This is a genomic window from Pseudomonas azotoformans, from assembly GCF_900103345.1.
Classification (GTDB): Bacteria; Pseudomonadota; Gammaproteobacteria; order Pseudomonadales; family Pseudomonadaceae; genus Aquipseudomonas; species Aquipseudomonas azotoformans.
The window spans coordinates 5277458-5299739 of sequence record NZ_LT629702.1; the positions used below are offsets into that span (position 1 = coordinate 5277458).

The 22282-nt window shown below is 61.4% G+C and carries 15 protein-coding genes; 10 read left to right on the top strand and 5 right to left on the bottom strand.

Annotation, left to right across the window (positions count from 1 at the left end):
- Window positions 1-109 precede the first annotated feature (109 nt).
- The 4 genes from msrA to aceE all read right to left on the bottom strand — a co-directional run bounded on the left by msrA (window position 110) and on the right by aceE (window position 8226).
- Window positions 110-757 carry a peptide-methionine (S)-S-oxide reductase MsrA gene (msrA, locus tag BLR69_RS23975; RefSeq protein WP_071497150.1) on the bottom strand — a complete coding sequence of 216 codons (648 nt, stop codon included), beginning with the start codon at window positions 755-757 and terminating at the stop codon, window positions 110-112.
- Between the two features lie 73 nt (window positions 758-830).
- On the bottom strand, window positions 831-3524 hold the full coding sequence (locus tag BLR69_RS23980; RefSeq protein ID WP_071497151.1) for a putative bifunctional diguanylate cyclase/phosphodiesterase: 2694 nt from the start codon (window positions 3522-3524) through the stop codon (window positions 831-833).
- Between the two features lie 404 nt (window positions 3525-3928).
- On the bottom strand, window positions 3929-5569 hold the full coding sequence (gene aceF / locus BLR69_RS23985; protein WP_071497152.1) for a dihydrolipoyllysine-residue acetyltransferase: 1641 nt from the start codon (window positions 5567-5569) through the stop codon (window positions 3929-3931).
- An 11-nt stretch (window positions 5570-5580) separates the two neighbouring features.
- Window positions 5581-8226 carry a pyruvate dehydrogenase (acetyl-transferring), homodimeric type gene (gene aceE, locus BLR69_RS23990; protein WP_071497153.1) on the bottom strand — a complete coding sequence of 882 codons (2646 nt, stop codon included), beginning with the start codon at window positions 8224-8226 and terminating at the stop codon, window positions 5581-5583.
- Window positions 8227-8609: 383 nt separating this feature from the next.
- Between aceE and glnE the strand changes: the two genes are divergently transcribed.
- From glnE to BLR69_RS24035, 9 genes are all read left to right on the top strand, one after another.
- On the top strand, window positions 8610-11549 hold the full coding sequence (glnE, locus tag BLR69_RS23995; protein ID WP_071497154.1) for a bifunctional [glutamate--ammonia ligase]-adenylyl-L-tyrosine phosphorylase/[glutamate--ammonia-ligase] adenylyltransferase: 2940 nt from the start codon (window positions 8610-8612) through the stop codon (window positions 11547-11549).
- Window positions 11550-11603: 54 nt separating this feature from the next.
- A complete protein-coding gene (gene waaF, locus BLR69_RS24000; RefSeq protein WP_071497155.1) occupies window positions 11604-12638 on the top strand; it encodes a lipopolysaccharide heptosyltransferase II in 1035 nt (344 codons plus the stop codon).
- Window position 12639: 1 nt separating this feature from the next.
- Window positions 12640-13701, top strand: a complete 1062-nt coding sequence (gene waaC / locus BLR69_RS24005) for a lipopolysaccharide heptosyltransferase I (protein ID WP_071497156.1) — start codon at window positions 12640-12642, stop codon at window positions 13699-13701.
- Window positions 13701-14825: a glycosyltransferase family 4 protein gene (locus BLR69_RS24010; RefSeq protein ID WP_071497157.1), complete on the top strand. Its 1125-nt coding sequence runs from the start codon at window positions 13701-13703 to the stop codon at window positions 14823-14825. The genes waaC and BLR69_RS24010 overlap by 1 nt, the downstream gene beginning before the upstream one ends.
- A complete protein-coding gene (gene rfaP, locus BLR69_RS24015) occupies window positions 14822-15628 on the top strand; it encodes a lipopolysaccharide core heptose(I) kinase RfaP (RefSeq protein WP_071497158.1) in 807 nt (268 codons plus the stop codon). The genes BLR69_RS24010 and rfaP overlap by 4 nt, the downstream gene beginning before the upstream one ends.
- Window positions 15628-16362 (top strand): lipopolysaccharide kinase InaA family protein, encoded by a 735-nt coding sequence (locus BLR69_RS24020; protein WP_071497159.1) that lies wholly within the window; start codon window positions 15628-15630, stop codon window positions 16360-16362. The genes rfaP and BLR69_RS24020 overlap by 1 nt, the downstream gene beginning before the upstream one ends.
- Window positions 16359-17111 (top strand): lipopolysaccharide kinase InaA family protein, encoded by a 753-nt coding sequence (locus BLR69_RS24025; RefSeq protein WP_071497160.1) that lies wholly within the window; start codon window positions 16359-16361, stop codon window positions 17109-17111. Before BLR69_RS24020 ends, BLR69_RS24025 begins: the two co-directional genes overlap by 4 nt.
- Window positions 17111-18568, top strand: a complete 1458-nt coding sequence (locus BLR69_RS24030) for a lipopolysaccharide kinase InaA family protein (protein WP_071497161.1) — start codon at window positions 17111-17113, stop codon at window positions 18566-18568. The genes BLR69_RS24025 and BLR69_RS24030 overlap by 1 nt, the downstream gene beginning before the upstream one ends.
- 71 nt (window positions 18569-18639) lie before the next feature.
- Window positions 18640-19518, top strand: a complete 879-nt coding sequence (locus tag BLR69_RS24035) for a DUF3800 domain-containing protein (protein ID WP_071497162.1) — start codon at window positions 18640-18642, stop codon at window positions 19516-19518.
- A 109-nt stretch (window positions 19519-19627) separates the two neighbouring features.
- Here BLR69_RS24035 and BLR69_RS24040 read toward each other — a convergent pair whose 3' ends face one another.
- Window positions 19628-21715, bottom strand: coding sequence for a TonB-dependent receptor family protein (locus BLR69_RS24040; protein ID WP_071497163.1), 2088 nt, complete (start codon window positions 21713-21715; stop codon window positions 19628-19630).
- A gap of 198 nt (window positions 21716-21913) precedes the next feature.
- Between BLR69_RS24040 and BLR69_RS24045 the strand changes: the two genes are divergently transcribed.
- Complete coding sequence (locus BLR69_RS24045) at window positions 21914-22270, top strand: YceK/YidQ family lipoprotein (protein WP_071497164.1); 357 nt, start codon at window positions 21914-21916, stop codon at window positions 22268-22270.
- Window positions 22271-22282 lie beyond the last annotated feature (12 nt).

Sequence of the window (22282 nt, forward strand, 5' to 3'; positions counted from 1 at the left end):
AATGTGGGAGGGGGCTTGCCCCCGATAGCGATCTATCAGTTACAGATGTACTGACTGACACACTGCCATCGGGGGCAAGCCCCCTGCCACATTTTGACCCGTGTCGGCTTCAGATCGGGCAAGTCACGCCGGTGCCACCAATCCCGCAATAGCCCTGCGGATTCTTCGCCAGGTATTGCTGGTGATACGCCTCGGCGAAGTACACCGTCGGTGCTTCTTCGATTTCCGTGGTGATCGCACCCAACCCCGCCTTGGTCAGTTCGCCTTGATAGGCTTCGGCACTGGCCTGCGCCGCCGCCAGTTGTTCCGGTGTGGTCGCATAGATCACCGAACGGTACTGGCTGCCGATGTCATTGCCCTGGCGCATGCCCTGGGTCGGGTTGTGCAGTTCCCAGAACATTTTCAACAAATCTTCGTATTTCACTTTGGCCTGGTCATACACCACCAGCACCACTTCGCTGTGGCCGGTCAGGCCCGAGCAGACTTCTTCATAGGTTGGGTTCGGCGTGTAGCCGCCGGCGTAGCCGACCACGGTGCTGACCACGCCATCGCACTGCCAGAACCGGCGCTCGGCACCCCAGAAGCAACCCAGGCCGAAGATTGCAAAGCCGACGTCATCGAGGAATGGGCCGAGCAGCGGGTTGCCGTTGACGAAGTGCGTCTCCGGCAGCGTCATCGGGGTTTCACGGCCAGGCAGAGCTTGTTCTTGAGTAGGCAGCACGTTTTTGTTCACCAGAATTTCCGAGCGCAAGACCATGATCAGTCCTCTCGTCAGGTTGAGTTAGCAGTAAATTGTCAGACCGCCAGTGTGCCCGAGTGTTACAGCGCTGTCAGGCGATTGGCCCGCGCGGGTAGCGTTTCAGCATCGCCAGCAGCTCGGCGCCGGGGATCGGCCGGTCGAACAGGTAGCCTTGGCCCACATCGCAACGGTGCCGGCGCAGGAACGCCAGTTGCTCGGCGGTCTCGATGCCTTCGGCCACCACCTTGAGCTTGAGGTTGTGGGCCATGGCGATCACTGCGGAGGTGATTTCCATGTCGTCCTGGTTGTCCGGGATCTCGTGGATGAAGCTGCGGTCGATCTTGATGATGTCGATGGGGAATTTTTTCAGGTAACTCAGCGACGAGTAACCGGTGCCGAAGTCGTCCATGGCCAGGGTCAGGCCGAAGCTCTTCAATTGATCAAGCTGCAGGCGCGTGTCTTCGGTGGCCTCCAGCAGCAGGCCTTCGGTCAGTTCCAGCTCCAGCAGGTTGGCCGGCAGTTGTTCTTCCTTGAGGATCGTGGCAATCGAGGCCACCAGATCCGGGTCGGAAAACTGCTTGGGTGACAGGTTGATCGCCACCTGCAAGTTGCCCATGCCGCCGGCGGTCAACTGCCGGCTCATACGGCAGGCCTGGCGTGCGATCCATTTGCCGATGGGGATGATCAGGCCGGTTTCTTCAGCCACGCTGATGAATTGGTCGGGGCGGATCATGCCTTTTTCCGGATGGTTCCAGCGCAGCAACGCTTCCATCCCGAGCAGACGGCCACTGCGCAAGCACAGCTTGGGCTGGTAGAACACGTCCAGTTCGTTCTGGGTGAGGGCGCGGCGAAGGTTGTTCTCCACGAACAGCTTGTAGCTGGCCTCGGCATTCAGTGCTTCGGTAAAGATCTGCACCTGGTGTTTGCCATTGGCCTTGGCCTTGTGCAAGGCCAGGCCGGCGTTGCGCATCAGGGTCTGCGGGTCGCGGCCGTGCAGTGGCGCACAGGCCAGGCCTACGGAGCCGGTGACGCTGATCAATTGGTTGTCGACGAACATCGGCTTGTCGAGGGTCGCGAGCAATTGGCTGGCAACCTGCTGGCCGCTTTCCAGGTCGGTGTCGTCGAGCAACACCGCAAACTCGTTACTGGCAAAGCGCGCCAGGCTACCGCCGGTGCTCAGGCTGTTGCGCAGGCGACGGGCCAGGCTGATCAGCAGCTTGTCGCCGGTCTGGTGGCCGAGGCTGTCGTTGATGCGCTTGAAGTTGTCGATGTCCACCAGCAGCAGGCTGATCGGGCTGTCGCTGTCACGGGCAAAGCGTTCATCGAGGTTACGGATGAACGCCGGACGGTTGCCCAGGTTGGTCAGGTTGTCGGTATAGGCCAGGCGCTCGATACGCTGCTGGGCCAGCTTGGTCTGGGTGATGTCTTCGTAGATGCCGATGTAATGCGTCAACTCGCGGTTGTCGCCATACACCTTGGAAATCGACAACTGGCCCCAGTAGGGCTCCAGGTTCTTGCGCCGGCTTTTGAATTCACCCTGCCAGCTGTTGCTCTTGGCCAGGCTCGAGGGTGCGTCGAAGAGCAATTCGCTGAGGTTCTCCAGCGCTGGCAATTGGGCCAGGCGGTGGCCGTGGACCTCTTCGGCGCTGTACTGGGTGATCGCGGTAAAGCTCGGGTTGACGTACTCGACCACGCCGTCGCAGTTGACCAGCAGAAAGGCGTTGGCGCTTTGTTCCACGGCACGCTGGAACAGGTGCAGGGCGCTGGTGGCGGTGCGGCGGTTGTGGTTGTTGATCACCTGGGCGAACTGGTCGGCCAGTTCGCCGGCAAAGGCAATTTCATCGGCTTGCCAGGCGCGGGTGCTGCCGCTTTGCTCCAGGCACAGCACGCCCACCACATGACCATCGACACGGATGCTTGCGTCGAGCATGGCGTGGATGTCTTTGTCGCGCAGGCTGTCGGCCATTTCCCGGGTGCGTGGGTCGCGCAGTGCGTTGGTGGCGTCGATGGCCCGGCTGGAGTGCAAGGCTTCCAGGTAGTCCGGGAAGCAGCTGGCGTCGATGGGTTCGGGCAGGTGATGCTGCTGGTCGGCGCGGTGGTAGGCAGAGATCGGCACCAGGCGCTGGCCTTCGAGGTTCCAGATGCTGGCGCAGTCGATCTGGTAGATATCGCAGGCGCTGCGGGTGATCAGCTCGGCGGCTTCCTGCAACGAATTGTGGGTGGTGTAGCGCTGGCGGGCCAGCAACAGGATCAGTTCCTGCTGGGCGCGCACCCGCTCCAGATGCTGCAGCTGTTCCTGCTGGGCGCGTTGGTTGAGTTCCAGGGCGATCTGCAGACGGCTGTTCTGGTTTTCCAGGTCTGCCGTGGGCACGGCAGTGGGGATTTCACTGAACAGGCCATCAACCACCATCAGGTAGCCGCGCAGCAGGTGACGATTGTGTTGTTTGTAGGCTTCGCCCATTTCCAGCAGGCTCAGCGGGCCGTCGCTGGTGTGCAGGGTGTAGCGCACCAGGTAATGCGGGCTCTGGGTCAGTTGCTGCTGGATGGTGTCGTGCAGTTGATAGCGTGCCTGGGGCTCCATCAGGCTGGCATAAGGGGTGCCGATCAGCGCACACAGCTCGACCGCCGGCAGGCCGAATTGGCGCTCGCAATTGGGGTCGAGGTAAAGGAGGGCCCAGCTTGCCTCATTAAGCCGCTCGAAACGCAGCATACCGAGGCGCGAAGGCACCGGTAACTGCGTCACTACCTCGGCCGCCATTCGGGCGGCATCGGGTTGGCTTTTCATGGGGGAAACTCACTTGAAATAACGCGTACGGCGCCGGGCTCACGCCCTCTTTTCTGTTGCCTGCGGCAAGGTTGCATCATGCGGCGCGGGCTGACAAGAGAGGATGAAGGCTAAGTGCTATAAGCGGGTTATCGGCTGTGGAAGGGATTTCTGCAATCGAGGTGATGGGTGGCGCATTGCCGCAGCTCCCACGATCCACTGTACGAGCGAGCTTGCTCGCGAAAACCCTAACGGTGCCGCGTTGAATCAGGTAGCCAACGTCATCGTTGAAGGTTTTCGCGAGCGAGCTCGCTCCTACAGAAAAAGCAAAAAAAGCCCCGCCAAGTGGCGGGGTTGAGATACGAGCGTGGCGCTCGAAAATCGGTGCAACCAGGCCTCCTCAGTGAAGAGGAGGCCGTGGCGGCTTACAGCAGGATAGTGCGGATATCGTTCAGCACTTGGCCCAGACGCTGGGTGAAGCGCGCAGCGGCGGCGCCGTTGATCACACGGTGATCGTAGGACAGCGACAGCGGCAGCATCAGCTTCGGCTGGAACGCTTTACCGTCCCAAACCGGCTGAATAGTCGCCTTGGACACACCCAGGATCGCCACTTCCGGCGCGTTGACGATTGGCGTGAAGCCGGTACCGCCAATGTGACCGAGGCTGGAGATGGTGAAGCAAGCGCCCTGCATGTCGTCCGGGGTGAGCTTCTTGTCGCGGGCCTTGGCAGCCAGTGCGGCGGCTTCGGCAGCGAGCTGTAGCAGGCTCTTCTGGTCGACGTTCTTGATGACCGGTACCAGCAGGCCATCCGGGGTGTCGACCGCAAAGCCGATGTGCACGTACTTCTTGCGAATGATCGCCTTGCCGCTTGGCGCCAGCGAACTGTTGAAGTCCGGCAGCTCCTTGAGCAAGTAGGCACAGGCCTTGAGCAGCAGCGGCAGCACGGTCAGTTTCACGCCGGCTTTCTCGGCCACGGCTTTCTGCGCAACGCGGAAAGCTTCCAGGTCGGTGATGTCGGCCTGGTCGAACTGTGTCACGTGCGGGATGTTCAGCCAGCTGGCGTGCAGGCCGGCCGCGCCGATTTGCATCAGGCGGGTCATCGGCACTTCTTCGACTTCGCCGAAGCGGCTGAAGTCGACGGTGCGGATCGGCGGAATGCCAGAACCACCGGTGGCGCCGCCGGCAGCTGGCGCTTCCTTGGCTTTCTGCATCATGGCCTTGACGTAGACCTGCACGTCTTCCTTCAGCACGCGGCCGTGAGGGCCGGTGGCCGACACAGCGCTCAGCTCCACGCCGAACTCACGGGCCAGCTGACGCACGGCAGGGCCGGCGTGAACCTTGGCACCGCTTGGCGCAGGTGCGGCAGCAGCAGGGGCCGGTGCGGCCTCGGCTTTCGCAGCAGGTGCAGGAGCAGCGGCAGTCGGTGCGGCTTCAGCCTTGGCGGCTGGAGCAGCGGCCGGGGCAGGAGCAGCAGCCGGCGCAGCGCCTTGTACTTTCAGCTTGAGGATGAAGTCACCGGTGCCGACTTCGTCTTCCAGCTTGACCGCGATGCTTTCCACCACGCCGGCAGCCGGCGAAGGGATTTCCATGGAGGCCTTGTCGGACTCCAGGGTGATCAGCGACTGGTCGGCTTCGACGGTGTCGCCGACCTTGACCAGCAGCTCGATGATCTTGGCCTTGCCCGACGAGCCGATGTCCGGGACGTGAATGTCCTGGACAGTAGCAGCGGCAGGTGCGGCAGCCGGAGCGGCAGGCGCTTCGGCGGGTTTTTCAGCAACAGGCGCAGGTGCAGCAGCGGCAGCAGGAGCCGCCGCAGGGGCCGCATCAGCGGCACCTTCGATTTCCAGCTCCAGCAGTTCGTCGCCTTCTTTCAGGCGGTCGCCCAGCTTCACTTTCAGGCTCTTGACCACGCCGGCCTTGGGAGCAGGGATTTCCATGCTCGCCTTGTCCGACTCCAGGGTCAGGATGCTCTGGTCGGCTTCGACGGTGTCGCCGACCTTCACAAACAGCTCGATTACTTCACCTTCACCGCTGCCGATGTCAGGTACGCGAATGAGTTCGCTCACAAAAAATCTCCTCAGCAGTCCAGTGGGTTGCGTTTTTCCGGGTTGATCCCGAACTTGACGATAGCGTCAGCCACCACCTTCGGTTCGATCTCACCACGGTCAGCCAAGGCTTCCAGGGCTGCCAACACCACGAAGTGACGGTCAACCTCGAAGAAGTGACGCAGCTTCTTGCGGCTGTCACTGCGGCCGAAACCGTCGGTGCCCAGGACTTTGAATTCCTTGGACGGGACCCACTGGCGAATTTGCTCAGCAAACAGTTTCATGTAGTCGGTCGAAGCGATCACCGGGCCTTTACGGCCGGTCAGGCACTCTTCAACGAAGGTGCGCTGTGGCTTCTGGCCAGGGTGCAGGCGGTTGTGACGCTCTACGGCCAGGCCGTCGCGACGCAGTTCGTTAAAGCTGGTCACGCTCCACACATCGGCGCCGACGTTGAACTCGTCACGCAGGATCTTAGCCGCTTCACGCACTTCGCGCAGGATGGTGCCGGAGCCCATCAGCTGGACGTGGTGCGCCGCTTCCTTGGTGTCTTCTTCGAGCAGGTACATGCCCTTGATGATGCCCTCTTCCACGCCGGCCGGCATGGCTGGCTGCTGGTAGGACTCGTTCATCACGGTGATGTAGTAGAAAACGTCCTGCTGCTCTTCGGTCATCTTCTTCATGCCGTCCTGGATGATCACCGCCAGCTCGTAGCCGTAGGTTGGATCAAAGGTGCGGCAGTTCGGGATGGTGGCAGCCAGGATGTGGCTGTGACCGTCTTCGTGTTGCAGGCCTTCGCCGTTCAGCGTAGTCCGGCCGGCAGTGCCGCCGATCAGGAAGCCACGGGTACGGCTGTCGCCTGCTGCCCAGGCCAGGTCGCCGATACGCTGGAAGCCGAACATCGAGTAGAAGATGTAGAACGGCAGCATCGGCTGGTTGTGGCTGGAGTACGAAGTACCGGCAGCGATGAAGGAGCTCATGGCGCCCGCTTCGTTGATGCCTTCTTCGAGGATCTGGCCCTTCTTGTCTTCCTTGTAAAACATCACCTGGTCTTTATCGACTGGCTCGTAGAGCTGGCCGACGGAGGAGTAGATGCCCAACTGACGGAACATGCCTTCCATACCGAAGGTACGGGCTTCGTCCGGGATAATCGGGACGATGCGCGGGCCGATGTCCTTGTCCTTGACCAGCTGCGCGAGGATCCGCACGAAGGCCATGGTGGTGGAGATTTCACGGTCGCCCGAGCCGTCAAGGATGGCCTTGAGGGTGCTGAGGTCCGGCGTCGGTACGCTGAAGCTCTGCGCGCGGCGTTGTGGCACGAAACCACCCAGCGCGGCGCGGCGCTCGGCCAGGTAACGGGCTTCGGCGCTGTTTGGCTCCGGCTTGAAGAACGGCAGGTTTTCCAGCTCTTCGTCCTTGACCGGGATGTCGAAGCGGTCACGGAACAACTTCAGGCTGTCGACATCGACTTTCTTGGTGTTGTGCGCAGTGTTCTTCGCTTCGCCGGCACCGGTGCCATAACCCTTGATGGTCTTGGCCAGGATGACGGTCGGTTGTTCCTTGTGGTTCACCGCTTCGTGATACGCCGCGTAGACCTTGTACGGGTCGTGGCCACCACGGTTGAGTTTCCAGATCTCGTCGTCGGACAGGTCGGCAACCATCGCCTTGAGTTCAGGCGTGTTGAAGAAGTGTTCGCGGACGAACGCGCCGTCTTTGGCCTTGTAGTTCTGGTACTCGCCGTCGATGACTTCGTCCATGCGACGCTGCAGGATACCGTCGACGTCCTTGGCCAGCAGTGGGTCCCAGAAACGGCCCCAGATGACTTTGGTCACGTTCCACTGGGCACCGCGGAACACGCCTTCGAGTTCCTGGATGATCTTGCCGTTGCCGCGAACCGGGCCGTCGAGGCGCTGCAGGTTGCAGTTGATGACGAAGATCAGGTTGTCCAGCTTCTCGCGGCCGGCCAGGGAGATGGCGCCCAGGGATTCCGGCTCGTCGCACTCGCCGTCGCCCAGGAAGCACCAGACCTTCTGCTTGCCTTCAGGGATGAAGCCACGGGCTTCCAGGTACTTCATGAAGCGTGCCTGGTAGATCGCTTGAATTGGACCCAGGCCCATGGAAACGGTCGGGAACTGCCAGAAATCAGGCATCAGCCAAGGGTGCGGGTACGACGACAGGCCGTTACCGTCCACTTCCTGGCGGAAGTTGTTCATGTGTTCTTCGGTGATGCGGCCTTCCATGAACGCGCGGGCATAGACGCCTGGCGAGGTGTGGCCCTGGAAGTAGATCAGGTCGCCGCCGTGTTCGTCGGTCGGGGCCTGGAAGAAGTAGTTGAAGCCGATGTCATACAGGGTTGCGCTGGAAGCGAAGCTGGAGATGTGACCGCCCAGGTCCGAATCTTTCAAGTTCGTGCGCATTACCATCGCCATGGCGTTCCAACGTACCAGCGAGCGAATGCGGCGTTCCATGAACAGGTCGCCAGGCATGCGTGCTTCGTGGGTAACGGGGATGGTGTTGCGGTATGGCGTAGTGATGGCGTAAGGCAGTTGCGAGCCGCTGCGGGTCGCGAGTTCGCCCATACGGGTCATCAGGTAGTGAGCACGGTCTTCGCCTTCTTTGTCGAGAACCGATTCCAGGGCGTCCAGCCATTCCTGGGTTTCGACGGGATCGAGGTCTTGCATGGCTTGCTCCAGGGCGGAAAGGCTACCAGAATCGGTTGCCTGAAGTTTGCGACTGGCCTTGTGGGCAGACGACATAAATTCTTGGATGGCCGAAGGTTGCTTCGGCGTCCTGTAGTTTTACTACAAATCGTCGGCCATTTCAGCCTTTCGAATGTATATACGAGTAGTAAAACTACACAAGACTGAGCGTATGGCTCGGTCTGGCTGGTGAGCATAATCGTTATTGTTGATCTTTTGCGAACAAGAAAAGGTGAAAGTTTGATGTTGGCTGCCAAAATGAAATTAATTTCAGCTATTTCTAACCTTTGTTCGACAGTCCTTCATAGAGCGTGGTTCTTGCGTTCACAACACGTAGCCAATTACACGCCGATCAAGGATAGACCATGAGCCTTCCAACACTGGCCCAACTCCCGGCCATTCTCTTGCCAAAAGCCCAGCGGGCCGAGCAGTCATTTCGTGGCGCAGTGGCCGCGCTGGACGACGATCATGGACTTTCTGCGTGGACGCCGCAACGGTGGGTCGACTTCGCCCGCGTGTGCGCCGCCAGTGATTTCGTCATTGAACAGAGTGTTCGTGACCCTTTGATGTTGCTCGAACTGGCCGCCTGGGGCGAATTGGACCGGGGGTTTGCGCCCGGCGAGCTGTGCGGGCAGATCGCTGGCGCCGTGCAACAAGCCGAAACAGAAGATGAGCTGGGCCGTGTCTTGCGTCGCCAGCGCACGCGCCAGCAAGTGCGCATCATCTGGCGCGACCTGACCCGTCAGGCCGACCTGGTGCAAACCTGCCGCGACCTCTCCGACATGGCCGACGCCTGCATCGACCAGGCCTACCAGTGGCTGTACCAACGCCACTGCGTACAGTTCGGCACGCCCACCGGCCGACGCAGCGGCGAGCCGCAGCATATGGTCATCCTCGGCATGGGCAAGCTCGGTGCGGTGGAGCTGAACCTGTCGTCGGACATCGACTTGATCTTCGCCTACCCGGAAGGCGGCGAGACGGTGGGTGTGAAGCGCGCCCTGGATAACCAGGAGTTCTTTATTCGCCTTGGTCAAAAACTGATCAAAGCCCTAGACCCGATGACCGTCGATGGTTTTGTGTTCCGCGTCGACATGCGCCTGCGCCCCTACGGCTCAGCCGGTGCGCTGGTTCTGAGCTTCAATGCGCTGGAGCAGTACTACCAGGACCAGGGCCGCGACTGGGAACGCTACGCCATGATCAAGGCGCGGGTTGTCGCCGGCGACCAGGCGGCCGGTGCGCAATTGCTCGACATGCTGCGCCCGTTCGTCTACCGCCGCTACCTGGACTTCTCCGCCATCGAAGCGCTGCGCACCATGAAGCAGCTGATTCAGCAGGAAGTGCGGCGCAAAGGCATGGCCGACAACATCAAGCTGGGCTCGGGCGGTATCCGCGAAGTGGAGTTCATCGCCCAGGCGTTCCAATTGATTCACGGTGGGCGCGACCTCAGTCTGCAACAGCGTCCGCTGCTCAAGGTGCTCGGCACCCTGGAAGGCCAGGGTTACCTGCCGCCGGCGGTGATTGCCGAATTGCGCAATGGCTACGAATTCCTGCGTTACACCGAACACGCGATCCAGGCGATTGCCGACCGCCAGACACAAATGCTCCCGGACAGCCCCGAAGACCAGGCGCGCATTGCCTTTATGTTGGGTTTTGCCGACTGGGACGCCTTCCACGAGCGCCTGATGTACTGGCGTGGCCGAGTGGACTGGCACTTCCGCCAAGTGATTGCCGATCCGGACGAAGAAGAGGGCGAAGAAAGCGAGCTGGTCGTGGGCGGTGAGTGGTTGCCCCTGTGGGAAGAGTCCCAAGATGAAGAGGCGGCCTGCCGTCAGTTGGCCGAAGGTGGTTTTACCGACGCAGCCAAGGCCCTCAAGGCGTTGGCAGGCCTGCGCAACAGCCCGCAATTGCGCGCCATGCAGCGTCTGGGGCGTGAGCGTCTGGATGCATTTATCCCGCGCCTGCTCGCCCAGGCCGTCGAGCATGCCAACCCGGACCTGGTACTGGAACGTGTGTTGCCGCTGGTGGAAGCCGTCGCTCGACGTTCCGCCTACCTGGTGCTGCTCACGGAAAATCCCGATGCCCTGCGCCGCCTGTTGACCCTGTGCGCCGCCAGCCCGTGGATCGCCGAGCAGATCACGCGTTTTCCACTGCTACTCGACGAATTGCTCAACGAAGGCCGCCTGTTCAAGCCGCCGTTGGCGCCTGAGTTGGCCGCCGAACTGCGCGAACGCCTCACGCGCATCCCCGAAGATGACCTTGAACAACAGATGGAAGCCCTGCGGCACTTCAAGCTGGCCCACCGCCTGCGCGTGGCGGCCTCGGAGATCGCCGGCAGCCTGCCGCTGATGAAAGTCAGCGACTACCTCACATGGCTCGCCGAAGCCATCCTCGAACAAGTGCTGGCCCTGGCCTGGCGCCAGACCGTGGCGCGCCATGGCTCGCCGCAGCGCTTGGACGGCACCCTGTGCGATCCTGGGTTCATCATTGTCGGTTATGGGAAAGTCGGCGGCATCGAACTGGGGCATGGTTCGGACCTGGACCTGGTGTTTATCCACGACGGTGACCCCCAGGCCGAGACCGATGGCGCCAAGCCCATCGACGGTGCGCAGTTCTTCACGCGCCTGGGCCAGCGCATCATTCACCTGCTGACCACCCAGACCAACTCGGGCCAATTGTATGAAGTGGACATGCGCCTGCGACCTTCCGGCGCATCCGGTTTGCTGGTGAGTTCGCTGGGGGCGTTTGAGCGCTATCAACAAAATGAAGCCTGGACCTGGGAACATCAGGCCCTGATCCGGGCGCGGGTGCTGGTGGGCAGCCAGGATGTGGGCCAGGCGTTCGAGCAAGTACGGGCTAACGTGTTGGGACAGGAGCGGGACCTGGCGAAGCTGCGCCAGGAGGTCAGCGAGATGCGCGCCAAGATGCGTGACAACCTGGGCACCAAGGGCACGGCGGCCGGCACCGGCGCCAATGCCTTCGAAGCCACGGCGCTGTTCGACCTCAAGCAGGACGCCGGAGGTATCGTCGATATTGAATTTATGGTGCAATACGCCGCTTTGGCGTGGTCTGCGCAACATCCATCGTTGCTGCGCTACACCGACAATATCCGCATTCTGGAAGGCCTGGAGCAGGTGGGCTTGATGCCCGCCGCCGATGCCCATCTGCTGCGCGAGGTGTATAAGGCCTACCGTTCCGCCGCGCACCGCCAGGCCTTGCAGAACGAGGCCGGTACGGTGGCCGGGGATCATTTCGCCGACGAACGGCGCCAGGTGCTGCGAATCTGGCAGGAGCTGGGGTTGAGCTGAAACACTATTACGGCGGGGAGGCATAAGCCTCCCCGCATCGTTTGTGGAAACTACATGAATATTCTGATCGTTGGGCCCAGTTGGGTCGGTGACATGGTGATGGCGCAGACACTGTTCCAATGCCTGCGCGTGCGTTACCCGGACTGCCAGATCGACGTGCTCGCCCCCGAGTGGAGCCGCCCGATCCTTGAGCGCATGCCCGAGGTGCGCAAGGCCTTGAGCTTCCCGCTTGGCCACGGAGCCCTGGAACTGGCGACCCGCCGTCGCATGGGTAAATCCCTGGCGGGTGAATACGACCAGGCGATCCTGCTGCCCAACTCGCTCAAGTCGGCGCTGGTGCCGTATTTTGCCGGCATCCCCAAGCGCACCGGCTGGCGCGGCGAGTTCCGCTACGTGCTGCTCAATGACGTGCGCACACTCGACAAAGCCCGCTACCCGCTGATGATCGAGCGCTTCATGGCCCTGGCGTATGAGCCGGGTGCCGAGTTGCCCAAGCCATATCCGCGCCCGAGCCTGCAGATCGACCCGCTGAGCCGCGACGCGGCCCTGGCCAAGTTCGGCCTGACCCTGGACCGCCCGGTGTTGGCCTTGTGCCCCGGCGCCGAGTTTGGCGAGTCCAAGCGCTGGCCGTCGGAGCATTACGCGAAAGTGGCCGAGGCGAAGATCCGTGAGGGTTGGCAGGTATGGCTGTTCGGCTCGAAGAAGGACCATCCGGTGGGTGAAGATATTCGCCAGCGCCTGATCCCCGGCCTGCGCGAAGAGGCGGTGAACCTCAGTGGCGACACGTCCCTGGCCGAGGCCATCGACCTGCTGTCCTGCGCCGATTCGGTGGTGTCCAACGACTCCGGCCTGATGCACGTGGCCGCTGCGCTGAACCGCCCGTTGGTGGCGGTGTACGGCTCCACCTCGCCGGGCTTCACGCCGCCCTTGGCCGATCAGGTCGAAGTGGTGCGCCTGGGCCTGGAGTGCAGCCCGTGTTTTGACCGTACCTGCCGCTTCGGCCACTACAACTGCATGCGCCAATTGCTGCCGCAGCCGGTGAACGAAGCCTTGCAGCGGTTGCAGGGCTCTGCGGTCGAGGTCCGATAGTTTGCGCGTACTGGTAATCAAGACCTCATCCCTGGGCGACGTGATCCACGCCTTGCCGGCGCTGACTGACGCGGCGCGGGCGATCCCCGGCATTCAATTCGACTGGGTGGTGGAAGAAGGCTTCGCAGAGATTCCTACCTGGCACCCGGCGGTCGACAAGGTGATTCCGGTGGCGATCCGCCGCTGGCGCAAAAACCTCTGGCAAACCATCAAGAGTGGCGAGTGGCGGCGGTTCAAGCAGCAAGTGCAGTCGACCAAATACGATCTGGTGATCGATGCGCAGGGCCTGCTGAAAAGCGCCTGGCTGACTCGCTACGTGCGCGCGCCCATCGCCGGTTTCGACAAAAATTCCGCCCGCGAGCCGATGGCCGCACGTTTCTATTCCCGGCGCCTTGCCGTTGCACGGGGGCAACACGCGGTGGAGCGTCTGCGCCAGTTGTTCGCTGTGGCGCTCGGTTATGACTTGCCCAAAGGCCTGGGCGACTACGGCCTGAGCACTGAAAAACTCCTGGGTCTGCCGCCGAAAAAACCTTTTGTGCTGCTGCTGCACGGCACCACTTGGGACACCAAGCACTGGCCCGAAGCTTACTGGCGCGAGCTGGCCGAGCGCATGGGCCGCCTTGGCGTGGATGTGAAGTTGCCGTGGGGCAACGCCGCCGAAAAAGCCCGTGCCGAACGCCTGGCCCAGGGCCTGCAAAACGCCGAGGTGCTGCCCAAGCTGAACCTGGCCGGTGTGGCTCGTGTACTGGCTGGCGCTCGCGCCTGTGTGGCGGTGGACACTGGCCTCGGGCACCTGGCTGCTGCGCTGGATGTGCCGACCATCTCCCTGTTCGGCCCGACCAACCCCGGCCTCACCGGCGCCTACGGCAAGGGCCAGATTCATCTGGCCAGCGACTTCCCCTGCGCACCATGCCTGCAAAAAAACTGTACCTATCAACCAACGGCCGACGACCTGCGTCGGTTCGACCTCAAGCGCGAATCGCCCCTGTGCTTCACGCGCCTGAACCCTGAGCGTGTGGCCAGCCGACTGAGCACGTTGTTATTGGCTGAGGAGCTGCACTGATGCAACTGGCTTTTGTGCTGTACAAATATTTCCCCTTCGGTGGCCTGCAGCGCGACTTCATGCGCATCGCCCTGGAGTGCCAGCAGCGCGGCCATCAGATTCGTGTGTACACGCTGATCTGGGAAGGCGACATCCCGCCCGGCTTCGAAGTGCTGGTGGCGCCGGTCAAGGCGTTCTTCAACCATCGGCGCAATGAAAAACTCAGCGCCTGGATGGCTGCCGACCTGGCCAAGCGCCCGGTGGATCGCCTGATCGGCTTCAACAAAATGCCCGACCTGGACGTGTACTACGCCGCCGACGGCTGTTTTGAAGACAAGGCGCAGAACCTGCGTCACTCGCTGTACCGCTATTTTGGCCGCTACAAGCACTTCGCCGAGTACGAGCGCGCGGTGTTCGCCAAGGACGCCAAGACCGAAGTCCTGATGATTTCCGAAGTGCAGCAGCCGCTGTTCATCAAGCATTACGACACCCCGGTGGAACGCTTCCACCTGCTGCCGCCGGGCATTGCCCAGGACCGCCGGGCGCCGCCGAATGCCGCCGAAATCCGTGAAGGTTTCCGCAGGGAATTCAACCTCGGCGACGACGACCTGCTGCTGGTGCAGATCGGTTCGGGCTTCAAGACCAAGGGCGTCGACCGCAGCCTCAAGGCCGTGGCCGCGTTGCCGTCTGAACTGAAAAAACGCACGCGCCTGTTTGTAATCGGCCAGGACGACCCCAAGGTATTCCAACTGCAAAGCGCTACCTTGGGCTTGGGCGACAACGTGCAGTTCCTTAAGGGCCGCAGCGATATCCCGCGTTTCCTGCTGGGCGCCGACCTGTTGATCCACCCGGCGTACAACGAAAACACCGGTACTGTTTTGCTTGAAGCCCTGGTGGCCGGGCTGCCGGTACTGGTCTCGGCCGTTTGTGGGTATGCCCACTACATCGCCGAGGCTGACAGTGGCCTGGTACTGGACGAGCCGTTTGAACAGACGCAGCTCAATCAATACCTGACGCACATGCTCACCGACACTGCACAGCGCGCGGCCTGGAGCCGCAATGGCCTGGCCTTCGCTGAGACGGCCGACCTTTACAGCATGCCGCAGCACGCTGCGGATGTGATTCTGGCGGAGCCAAAACGATGAAGTTGATTCTTGCCGAACCGTTCAAGACTTTGTGGGCCGGGCTTGATGCCTTTGCCGAAGTCGAGAAACTGCAAGGCGAAGTATTCCGCGAACTGGCAGCGCGTCGCACGCTGCGTACCGAGGTGGATGGCCGTCCGTATTTCGTGAAGATCCACCGTGGCATCGGCTGGGGTGAAATCTTCAAGAACCTGATCACCGCCAAGCTGCCGGTACTCGGGGCGGGCCTTGAGTGGGCGGCGATTCATCGCCTCCAGGCACTCGGCGTGCCGACCATGACCGGCGTGGCTTTCGGCGAGAAAGGCAGCAACCCGGCGGACCAACACTCGTTCATCATCACCGAAGAGCTGGCGCCGACCCTCAGCCTCGAAGACGTCACGATCAACTGGGTCGCCGAACCGCCTGCGCCTGCGTTGCGTCACGCCCTCACGGCCGAGCTGGCACGCATGGTCGGCGATATGCACCGGGGTGGCGTGAACCACCGCGACTGCTACTTGTGCCACTTCCTGCTGGACACCGCCAAGCCCGTCGATACTAATAACATCAAGCTGTCGGTGATCGATTTGCACCGCGCTCAACTGCGTGCCCATCTGCCGCTGCGCTGGCGTGACAAGGACCTGTCCGCGCTGTACTACTCGGCACTGGACATCGGCCTGACCCGTCGCGACAAGCTGCGTTTCCTCAAGGGCTACTTTCGCCAGCCGCTGCGCCAGATCCTCGCCGAGCAGTCGGCGTCCCTGAGCCTGATGCAGCGCAAGGCCGACAAGCTGTATGCGCGCAAGCTGCGTTATGGGGATGCAATCTGATGGCGGGTTGGAACCTGGAACCTGCTTACGCCAGCCTGGCGGATGATTTTGGCAGCCTCGAAGCGGTCTTCGCCCTGCAAGGCGAGCGGCTGACCCGCGACCCGCTGTCGGAAGTGATCCGCGTGGAGCGTGGCGGGGTCAATTATTACGTCAAGCGCTACACCGGCGCGGGCAAGGGCCTGCGGCGTTACCTGGGCAAGCCGCGGGTCAAGTCCGAATGGCAGAACCTCAAGCGTTTCGCCAAATGGGGCATTCCCACCGCCGATGTGGTCGCTTGGGGCCTTGAGCGCAAGGGCCTGGCCTACGACCGTGGGGCAATGATCACCCGCGAGCTGCCCAGGACCGAAGACCTCTCGGTGCTGGCCGAGCGCAACGATGCGTGCTTGCGCGACCCCCAGTGGGTCGACGTGGTGAGCCGTCAACTCGCCGAATACACGCGCACCATGCACGATCACCGTTTTACCCATAACGACTTGAAGTGGCGCAACCTGCTGATCGATGACCAGCGGACCCTGTACCTGATCGACTGCCCTAACGGCGATTTCTGGCGCGGGTTCTGGCTCAAGTACCGCATCACCAAAGACCTGGCCTGCCTGGACAAGGTGGCCAAGTATCACCTGTCCGCCACCCAGCGCCTGCGGTTCTACATGCAATACCGTCAGCGCCGGCACCTGAGTGCATCGGACAAACAGCGTATTCGCCATGTGGTGAAGTTTTTCGAGGGACGCGAATGAGTGATTTCCTGGCGGCAGAAGATCGGGCGCTGCTGGAGCGCAACGGCTTGGCGACGTTCGATGCCCTGTGGGCCAAGCAACTGGACGCGGTGGACGAACCCAACACCAGTCGCGGCGGCTGGAGCAGCGTCTTTCGCCTGGAACTCGACGGCCACGGTTATTACCTCAAGCGTCAGAGCAACTACCTGACGCGCAGCCTGCACCGTCCCTTTGGCGAACCGAGTTTCTCCCGCGAATTCCGCAATATCAGCCGTTACCGCAAGCTCGGCATCCCGGCCTTGCAGGCGGCGTTCTATGGCGAGCGCAAGGTGGGTGGCGAGTATCGCGCCATGTTGCTGACCCGCGCCCTGGACGGCTGGAATGACCTGGATTCGCTGCTGGAGCAGTGGCCCCAATTGAGCGACGCCCAGCACCGCGCGATCCTGCTGGCCTGCGGTGAGCTTGCTCGTCGGTTGCACAGCGTAGGCCAGGTGCATGGCTGTTTTTATCCCAAGCATATTTTTATGCAGGCTACCGGCGACGGTTATGCCGCGCAGTTGATCGACCTGGAGAAAACCCGCCCGCTGCTGTTCGGCTGGCGTGATCGGGTCAAGGACCTGGAGCCGTTGCTGCGACGTGCACCGCAGTGGTCGGATGAACAGGTACGCCAACTGTTGGCTGCCTATCTGGATCAACCGAAGGACAGCGCGCTGGTCGCCAGCTGGCTGCAGAAATTGACCGCGCGCCGCAGTCACAAGGAAAACCGTTGATGCGCTTGTCCGAGCTGAAAACCGCCGGCCGTACCCCCGAGCTGCCCCTGACCCTCGAACTGGCCGATGCGGCGGGCCCAGGCCAGTTGCAACTGCTGAGCCTGTTGCGTGTGCTGCCGGGCGAGCGTTATGTGGGGGCGGCGGTCTGGCGTGGTCGCCCGGTTTTGGCCAAGTTACTGGTGGGCAGCAAGGCGGCACGGCATTTTCAGCGTGAGCTCACGGGTGTGCGCCTGCTTGCCGAGCATGGCCTGACCACGCCGTTGCTGCTGGCCGATGGCTTGCAGGAAGGCGAGGGCGGCTGGTTGTTGTTCGCGTTCATCGAGGGCGCCGAAAGCCTGGCCGATGCCTGGCGGGCCGTCGAAGGCCTGCCGCCGCTGGCTGACGAGCAAACCGCCGTGCTGGCCGAAGCGCTGGGTGCGATCGCTCAGATGCACACCAAGGGCCTATGGCAGGAAGACCTGCACCTGGACAACCTGCTGCGCCAGGACGGCAAGCTGTACCTGATCGATGGCGCCGGGATCCGCGTCGAAGAGGCGGGCAAACCGCTGTCGCGCAACCGCGTGCTGGAAAACCTCGGTGTGTTTTTCGCCCAGTTGCCGAAAAATCTCGCGCCGTATACCGAAGAGCTGCTGGTGTACTACCTGCTGAGCAACGGCGAGCACGCCCTGCCGCTGGAAGCCCTGGAGAAACAGGTGCGCAAGGTCAGCGCCTGGCGTCTCAAGGACTTTTTGAACAAGGTCGGCCGCGAATGCACGTTGTTCAGCGTGGTGCGCGGCGCCTTTGCCTTGCGTGCGATCCTGCGCGAAGAAGAACCGGCCATGCTGCCGGTACTGGAACAGGCCGATGCGCTGCTGGACCAGGGCCATTTGTACAAGACCGGCGGCGCCGCCAGCGTGGCCAAGGTCGAGGTGGCCGGTCGGCCGCTGGTGATCAAGCGCTACAACATCAAGGGTTTCGCGCACTGGCTCAAACGCTTCTGGCGCCCGAGCCGTGCCTGGCACTCCTGGCGCGAAGGCAATCGCCTGGCGTTCCTAGGCATCGCTACGCCCAAGCCGCTGGCCGTGCTGGAGAAGCGCTTCTTCTGGTTGCGCAGTCGCGCTTACCTGGTCACCGAATACCTGCCGGGCCCGGACATCATCGAGCGCTTCGCACCGTACGTTGAAAACGGTGACGCGCCGGAAAACGAACTGTTGGCGCTGGATCACCTGTTCGCCGAGCTGATCCGCGAACGCATCAGCCATGGCGATTTCAAGGGGCACAACCTGTTCTGGGACAAGGACCGCTGGTCGCTGATCGACCTGGACGCCATGTTTCAGCACGGCTCCGACGCGAGCTTCGCCCCGGCCTATGCCAAGGACAGGGCGCGGTTTATGCGCAATTGGCCTGAAAGCAGCGCGCTGTACCAATTGATTGATCAGCGGTTGCCTAAAGTGAGTCAGTCTGGTGGCCCCCTGTAGCAAAGCCGTAGGGCAATATGAATGTTGATGCGTGACTCGGAAAACACGCAAACAACAGGATTAGGCATCCCATGGCAGATGAAAAACTAACGTCCCCTCAGTTCATGCTCTTTGAAAGTGAAACTGAGGCAGAGCGCGCTGCGCAAGTTTTTGCAGTGACGCCGCCGAAAGGTGCGTTCAGCGACTTCATTGTGTATGTGGATGAAAGTGGTGATCACGGGATGCAGGCGCTGGATGCGAATTACCCCATGTTTGTTCTAGCGTTTTGTGTTTTTCATAAAAGACACTACTGTGAAAAAGTCATTCCGGCCCTCCAAAAGTTTAAGTTCAATCATATGGGGCATGATCTTGTTGGCCTGCATGAATTGGAAATCCGTAAGGAAAAGGGGGCTTTCTCGAACGTTTTTGTCTCTCGCCAGCACAAACATGCCTTTCTTGAGGAGCTGACAAGCATCATTGAGTCGAGCAACTTTGTTTTGATCAGTTGCGTTATTGATAAGGTCACTCTTCGGGAGCAGCAAGGTCCCGTACATAACCCCTACCATCTGGCGCTTGGATTCTGTCTTGAAACGCTTTATGAGTTTCTCAGTGAGAAAAATCAGCAGAGAGCGTTGACCCATGTCATTTTCGAACGACGAGGGCGTAAAGAAGATAACGAGCTTGAGTTGGAGTTTCGGCGAATGTGCGACGGCGCCAATCGTTTAGGTATTCGCCTGCCATTTGACATCGTGTTTGCGACTAAACAGGTTAACTCCACGGGGTTGCAACTTGCAGATCTCGTTGCAAGGCCGATAGGCATGAGTGTTCTACGGCGAGGTCAGGAAAACCGTGCCTTTGATGTGCTCAAGCGCAAGTTTTACTGCAGCGGAGGACGAAGCAAGGTCGGTGAGGGTTTTGAGAGCTGGGGACTTAAAGTTTTCCCTACCGCAGAAAGCGAAAAGCCCCGATGAAACTCACCGAGGCTATAACGCCGACCGGGATCCCCCAGTCCATTTGCGCCAGCATTCTATGCTTGCGATTTTTGAGTGTCAATGCAGAGTGATTACTGCTCCTGGATGATCAGAATCGGTACTCCGCACCTGCTCCGGCATACCACGAACGCCCTGGCGCGGCTTCGTAATAGCGGTTGTTGCCGTCGCCGACGATCACCGAGCCGACGTACTGGCGGTCGAGCAGGTTATCCAGGCGCAGGGTCTGGTGGAAGGTCCAGTGTTCGACTTTCTGTTCAAAGCGGGCGCGCCAGTTGAACACGCTGTAGGCCGGGGCGGCGTGTTGGCTGTTGGTGTCTTCGACGTAGACCTGGCTGCGGTACATGCCTTCGAGGGCGGTGCTGACCCAGTCGCGGGGCTTCCAGTTGAGCTCGGCGAACAAGGTGGTTTGCGGTACGCCGGGCAGGTAGTTGCCCTTGTCGACGGCGGTGTTGCCGCCGCTGACGAAGTCACTGTCGTAGGTGGCTTGCAGGCGGGTGTAGGCAAGGTTGGCGCTCCAGTGTTCGCTGAGCTGGCTTTCGATGCCCAGTTCGAAGCCACGGCGCAGGGTGCGGCCGGCGTTTTGGTAACTGGTGCGGCCGCCCAGGGATTGATAAACCACCAGTTCATCCTCGGTGGTTATCTGGAATACGGCAGCGTTGATTCGTGTGTTGTTGAGCTGAGCTTTCAGTCCCACCTCGTACTGGGTGCTTTCCGATGGCTTCAGGCCAAAGTTGAAACCCTCGACGCTTCCTGGTGCATAGGCCAATTCGGCCTGGGTCGGTGTTTCGAAGCCTTTGCCCGCGCTGACATAACCATGCAGTTCAGGTGTGAACGCGTACATCACGCTCATTGACGGCGTATTTTTCTGATAGGTCTTGTTGCCGCTGGAATCGCCATTGCTGAGGAACTGGTCGTCAACGTCCAACTGCATGGTGCTGTGTCGGACGCCGGCTTGCAGGGTCCAGCGGTCGAGGGCCCAGTTGGCCTGGATATAGGGATCGAGGCTGCGGGCGGTGTCGATTTCATCGCGGCGCAGTTGGCCTTTCACGCCGAGGGTGTTGCCGCTGTAGTTCTGGTAGCCGTGGCGACTGTCTTCGCTTTGATCGAAATCCAGGCCGGAGATGATCATTAGCTCGCCCGGTGCGCTTTCAATAGGCTGCATCCAACGCACGCTGCCGCCATAGAACTTGCGGTTGAATTGCACCACGCCGCCGCCACGCTCGTTGGCGGGTGTGCCTCTTGGAATCGACAAATACTGAATCACACTCCGACGCCCCGTATACCCATTCACCTGCAACGTCGCATCGCCGAAGTACCGCTCGTAATTCATGCCCAATTGCTGATGATCGATACTTTTGCGCGTGTTGTACGTCAGCGCGTTGGCGCTCACCGAGCGTGGGTCAGCCTTGTACGCCGCCCACGTCTGCCCCAGTGGGTCCTGGGTGCCGTTCTGTTCCAGGCTGCTGTAGATCAGCGCCAGCTTGCTGTCGTCATCCGGCTGGACGTTGAGCTTGGCGAAGGTCTGGTCGCGGCGTGCGCTGCTGTGGTCGCGGTAGCCGTTGGTGTCCATGCGCGAAGCGTCAAGCACGAAGCCGGCGCCGTTGGTCGCGCCTTCGGCGCTCAGGTGGTTCTTGTTCAGGCCGTCGCTGCCCACCAGGGTCTCGGCGCCAATGCGCGGCGGGCCTTCGCCGTCGCGGGAGAACATCTGGATCACGCCGCCGGCATTGCTGCCATACAGGGTGGCGGCAGGGCCACGCAGCACTTCGATGCGTTCGGCTGTGTCGAGGTTGAAGGTGGCCGCCTGGCCCTGGCCGTCCGGAGTGCTGGCGGGGATGCCGTCGGCAATCAGCTTGATGCCGCGCACACCGAACGCCGAGCGGGCGCCGAAGCCGCGGGAGGAAATCTGCAGGTCCTGGGCATAGTTCTGGCGGTTCTGCACCACCAGGCCGGGCACGCGGGACAGGGCCTCGGAGGCGTTGATGCCCATTTGGCCGTCGCTGATCTGTTCACGGCTGATGCCGTCCACCGAGTACGGCAGGTCGAAGGTCGGGCTGGCGCTGCGCGAGCCGGTGACCACGCTGGGGTCGAGCACCAGCGGGGCGTCGTCAGCCCGAGCGGCATCGCTCAGGGCGAACAGGCCAGGCAGCAACAAGGTGAAGCGGGCGAGGGTTTTCATCGGTCAGCTGGAATCCATGGCGCGCATAGGCGATAGACGCGTAAAGGGGCGCGAGTTTAGTGGCTCGGGCGATTTTTATCATTTGGGAATCGTCCTACGCTGCAAATCAGTGTTGCCGCTTTGGGTCACCTGCCCTTGCGATGTTAGCGTGGTCAGCCTTGGCAGTAACAATGGCTGATGGGCCATAAGGAGAGGGTCATGAGGAGGGGGGCGAAAGTCTTGTGCAGTGCGCTGTCGCTTATGCTGGCGGGCTGCGGAACCATCAATACCGTCTTCCGGCCAGATGCGGTCACCAGCCAGAACCTCAAGGACTCGCGCAGTCACTGCGAAAACGTGCCGCGCATCTACAGTGGGGTGATCTACGGGTTCTGTACCCTTAATGGGGAACCGGCGCCCGACAAGAGCCTGAAGGACAACAGCCTGATCGACCATGGCGGGAGCATGCTACCCATTGTCGCGGTGGAGTTTGTCGCCTCCGGCGTGCTGGACACCCTGGTGCTGCCCTACACCGTTTACCGTCAAAGCCGGGACGGCAGCATCGAGATCTTCCGCTGATCCCTCTTGACG

Coding starts and splice junctions, on each gene's coding strand:
- BLR69_RS24020 (WP_071497159.1), top strand. CDS start 15,628: ATGGCGGGTTGGAACCTGGAACCTGCTTACGCCAGCCTGGCGGATGAT.
- msrA (WP_071497150.1), bottom strand. CDS start 757: ATGGTCTTGCGCTCGGAAATTCTGGTGAACAAAAACGTGCTGCCTACT.
- BLR69_RS24025 (WP_071497160.1), top strand. CDS start 16,359: ATGAGTGATTTCCTGGCGGCAGAAGATCGGGCGCTGCTGGAGCGCAAC.
- aceE (WP_071497153.1), bottom strand. CDS start 8,226: ATGCAAGACCTCGATCCCGTCGAAACCCAGGAATGGCTGGACGCCCTG.
- BLR69_RS24030 (WP_071497161.1), top strand. CDS start 17,111: ATGCGCTTGTCCGAGCTGAAAACCGCCGGCCGTACCCCCGAGCTGCCC.
- BLR69_RS24040 (WP_071497163.1), bottom strand. CDS start 21,715: ATGAAAACCCTCGCCCGCTTCACCTTGTTGCTGCCTGGCCTGTTCGCC.
- BLR69_RS23980 (WP_071497151.1), bottom strand. CDS start 3,524: ATGAAAAGCCAACCCGATGCCGCCCGAATGGCGGCCGAGGTAGTGACG.
- glnE (WP_071497154.1), top strand. CDS start 8,610: ATGAGCCTTCCAACACTGGCCCAACTCCCGGCCATTCTCTTGCCAAAA.
- waaF (WP_071497155.1), top strand. CDS start 11,604: ATGAATATTCTGATCGTTGGGCCCAGTTGGGTCGGTGACATGGTGATG.
- rfaP (WP_071497158.1), top strand. CDS start 14,822: ATGAAGTTGATTCTTGCCGAACCGTTCAAGACTTTGTGGGCCGGGCTT.
- BLR69_RS24045 (WP_071497164.1), top strand. CDS start 21,914: ATGAGGAGGGGGGCGAAAGTCTTGTGCAGTGCGCTGTCGCTTATGCTG.
- BLR69_RS24010 (WP_071497157.1), top strand. CDS start 13,701: ATGCAACTGGCTTTTGTGCTGTACAAATATTTCCCCTTCGGTGGCCTG.
- BLR69_RS24035 (WP_071497162.1), top strand. CDS start 18,640: ATGGCAGATGAAAAACTAACGTCCCCTCAGTTCATGCTCTTTGAAAGT.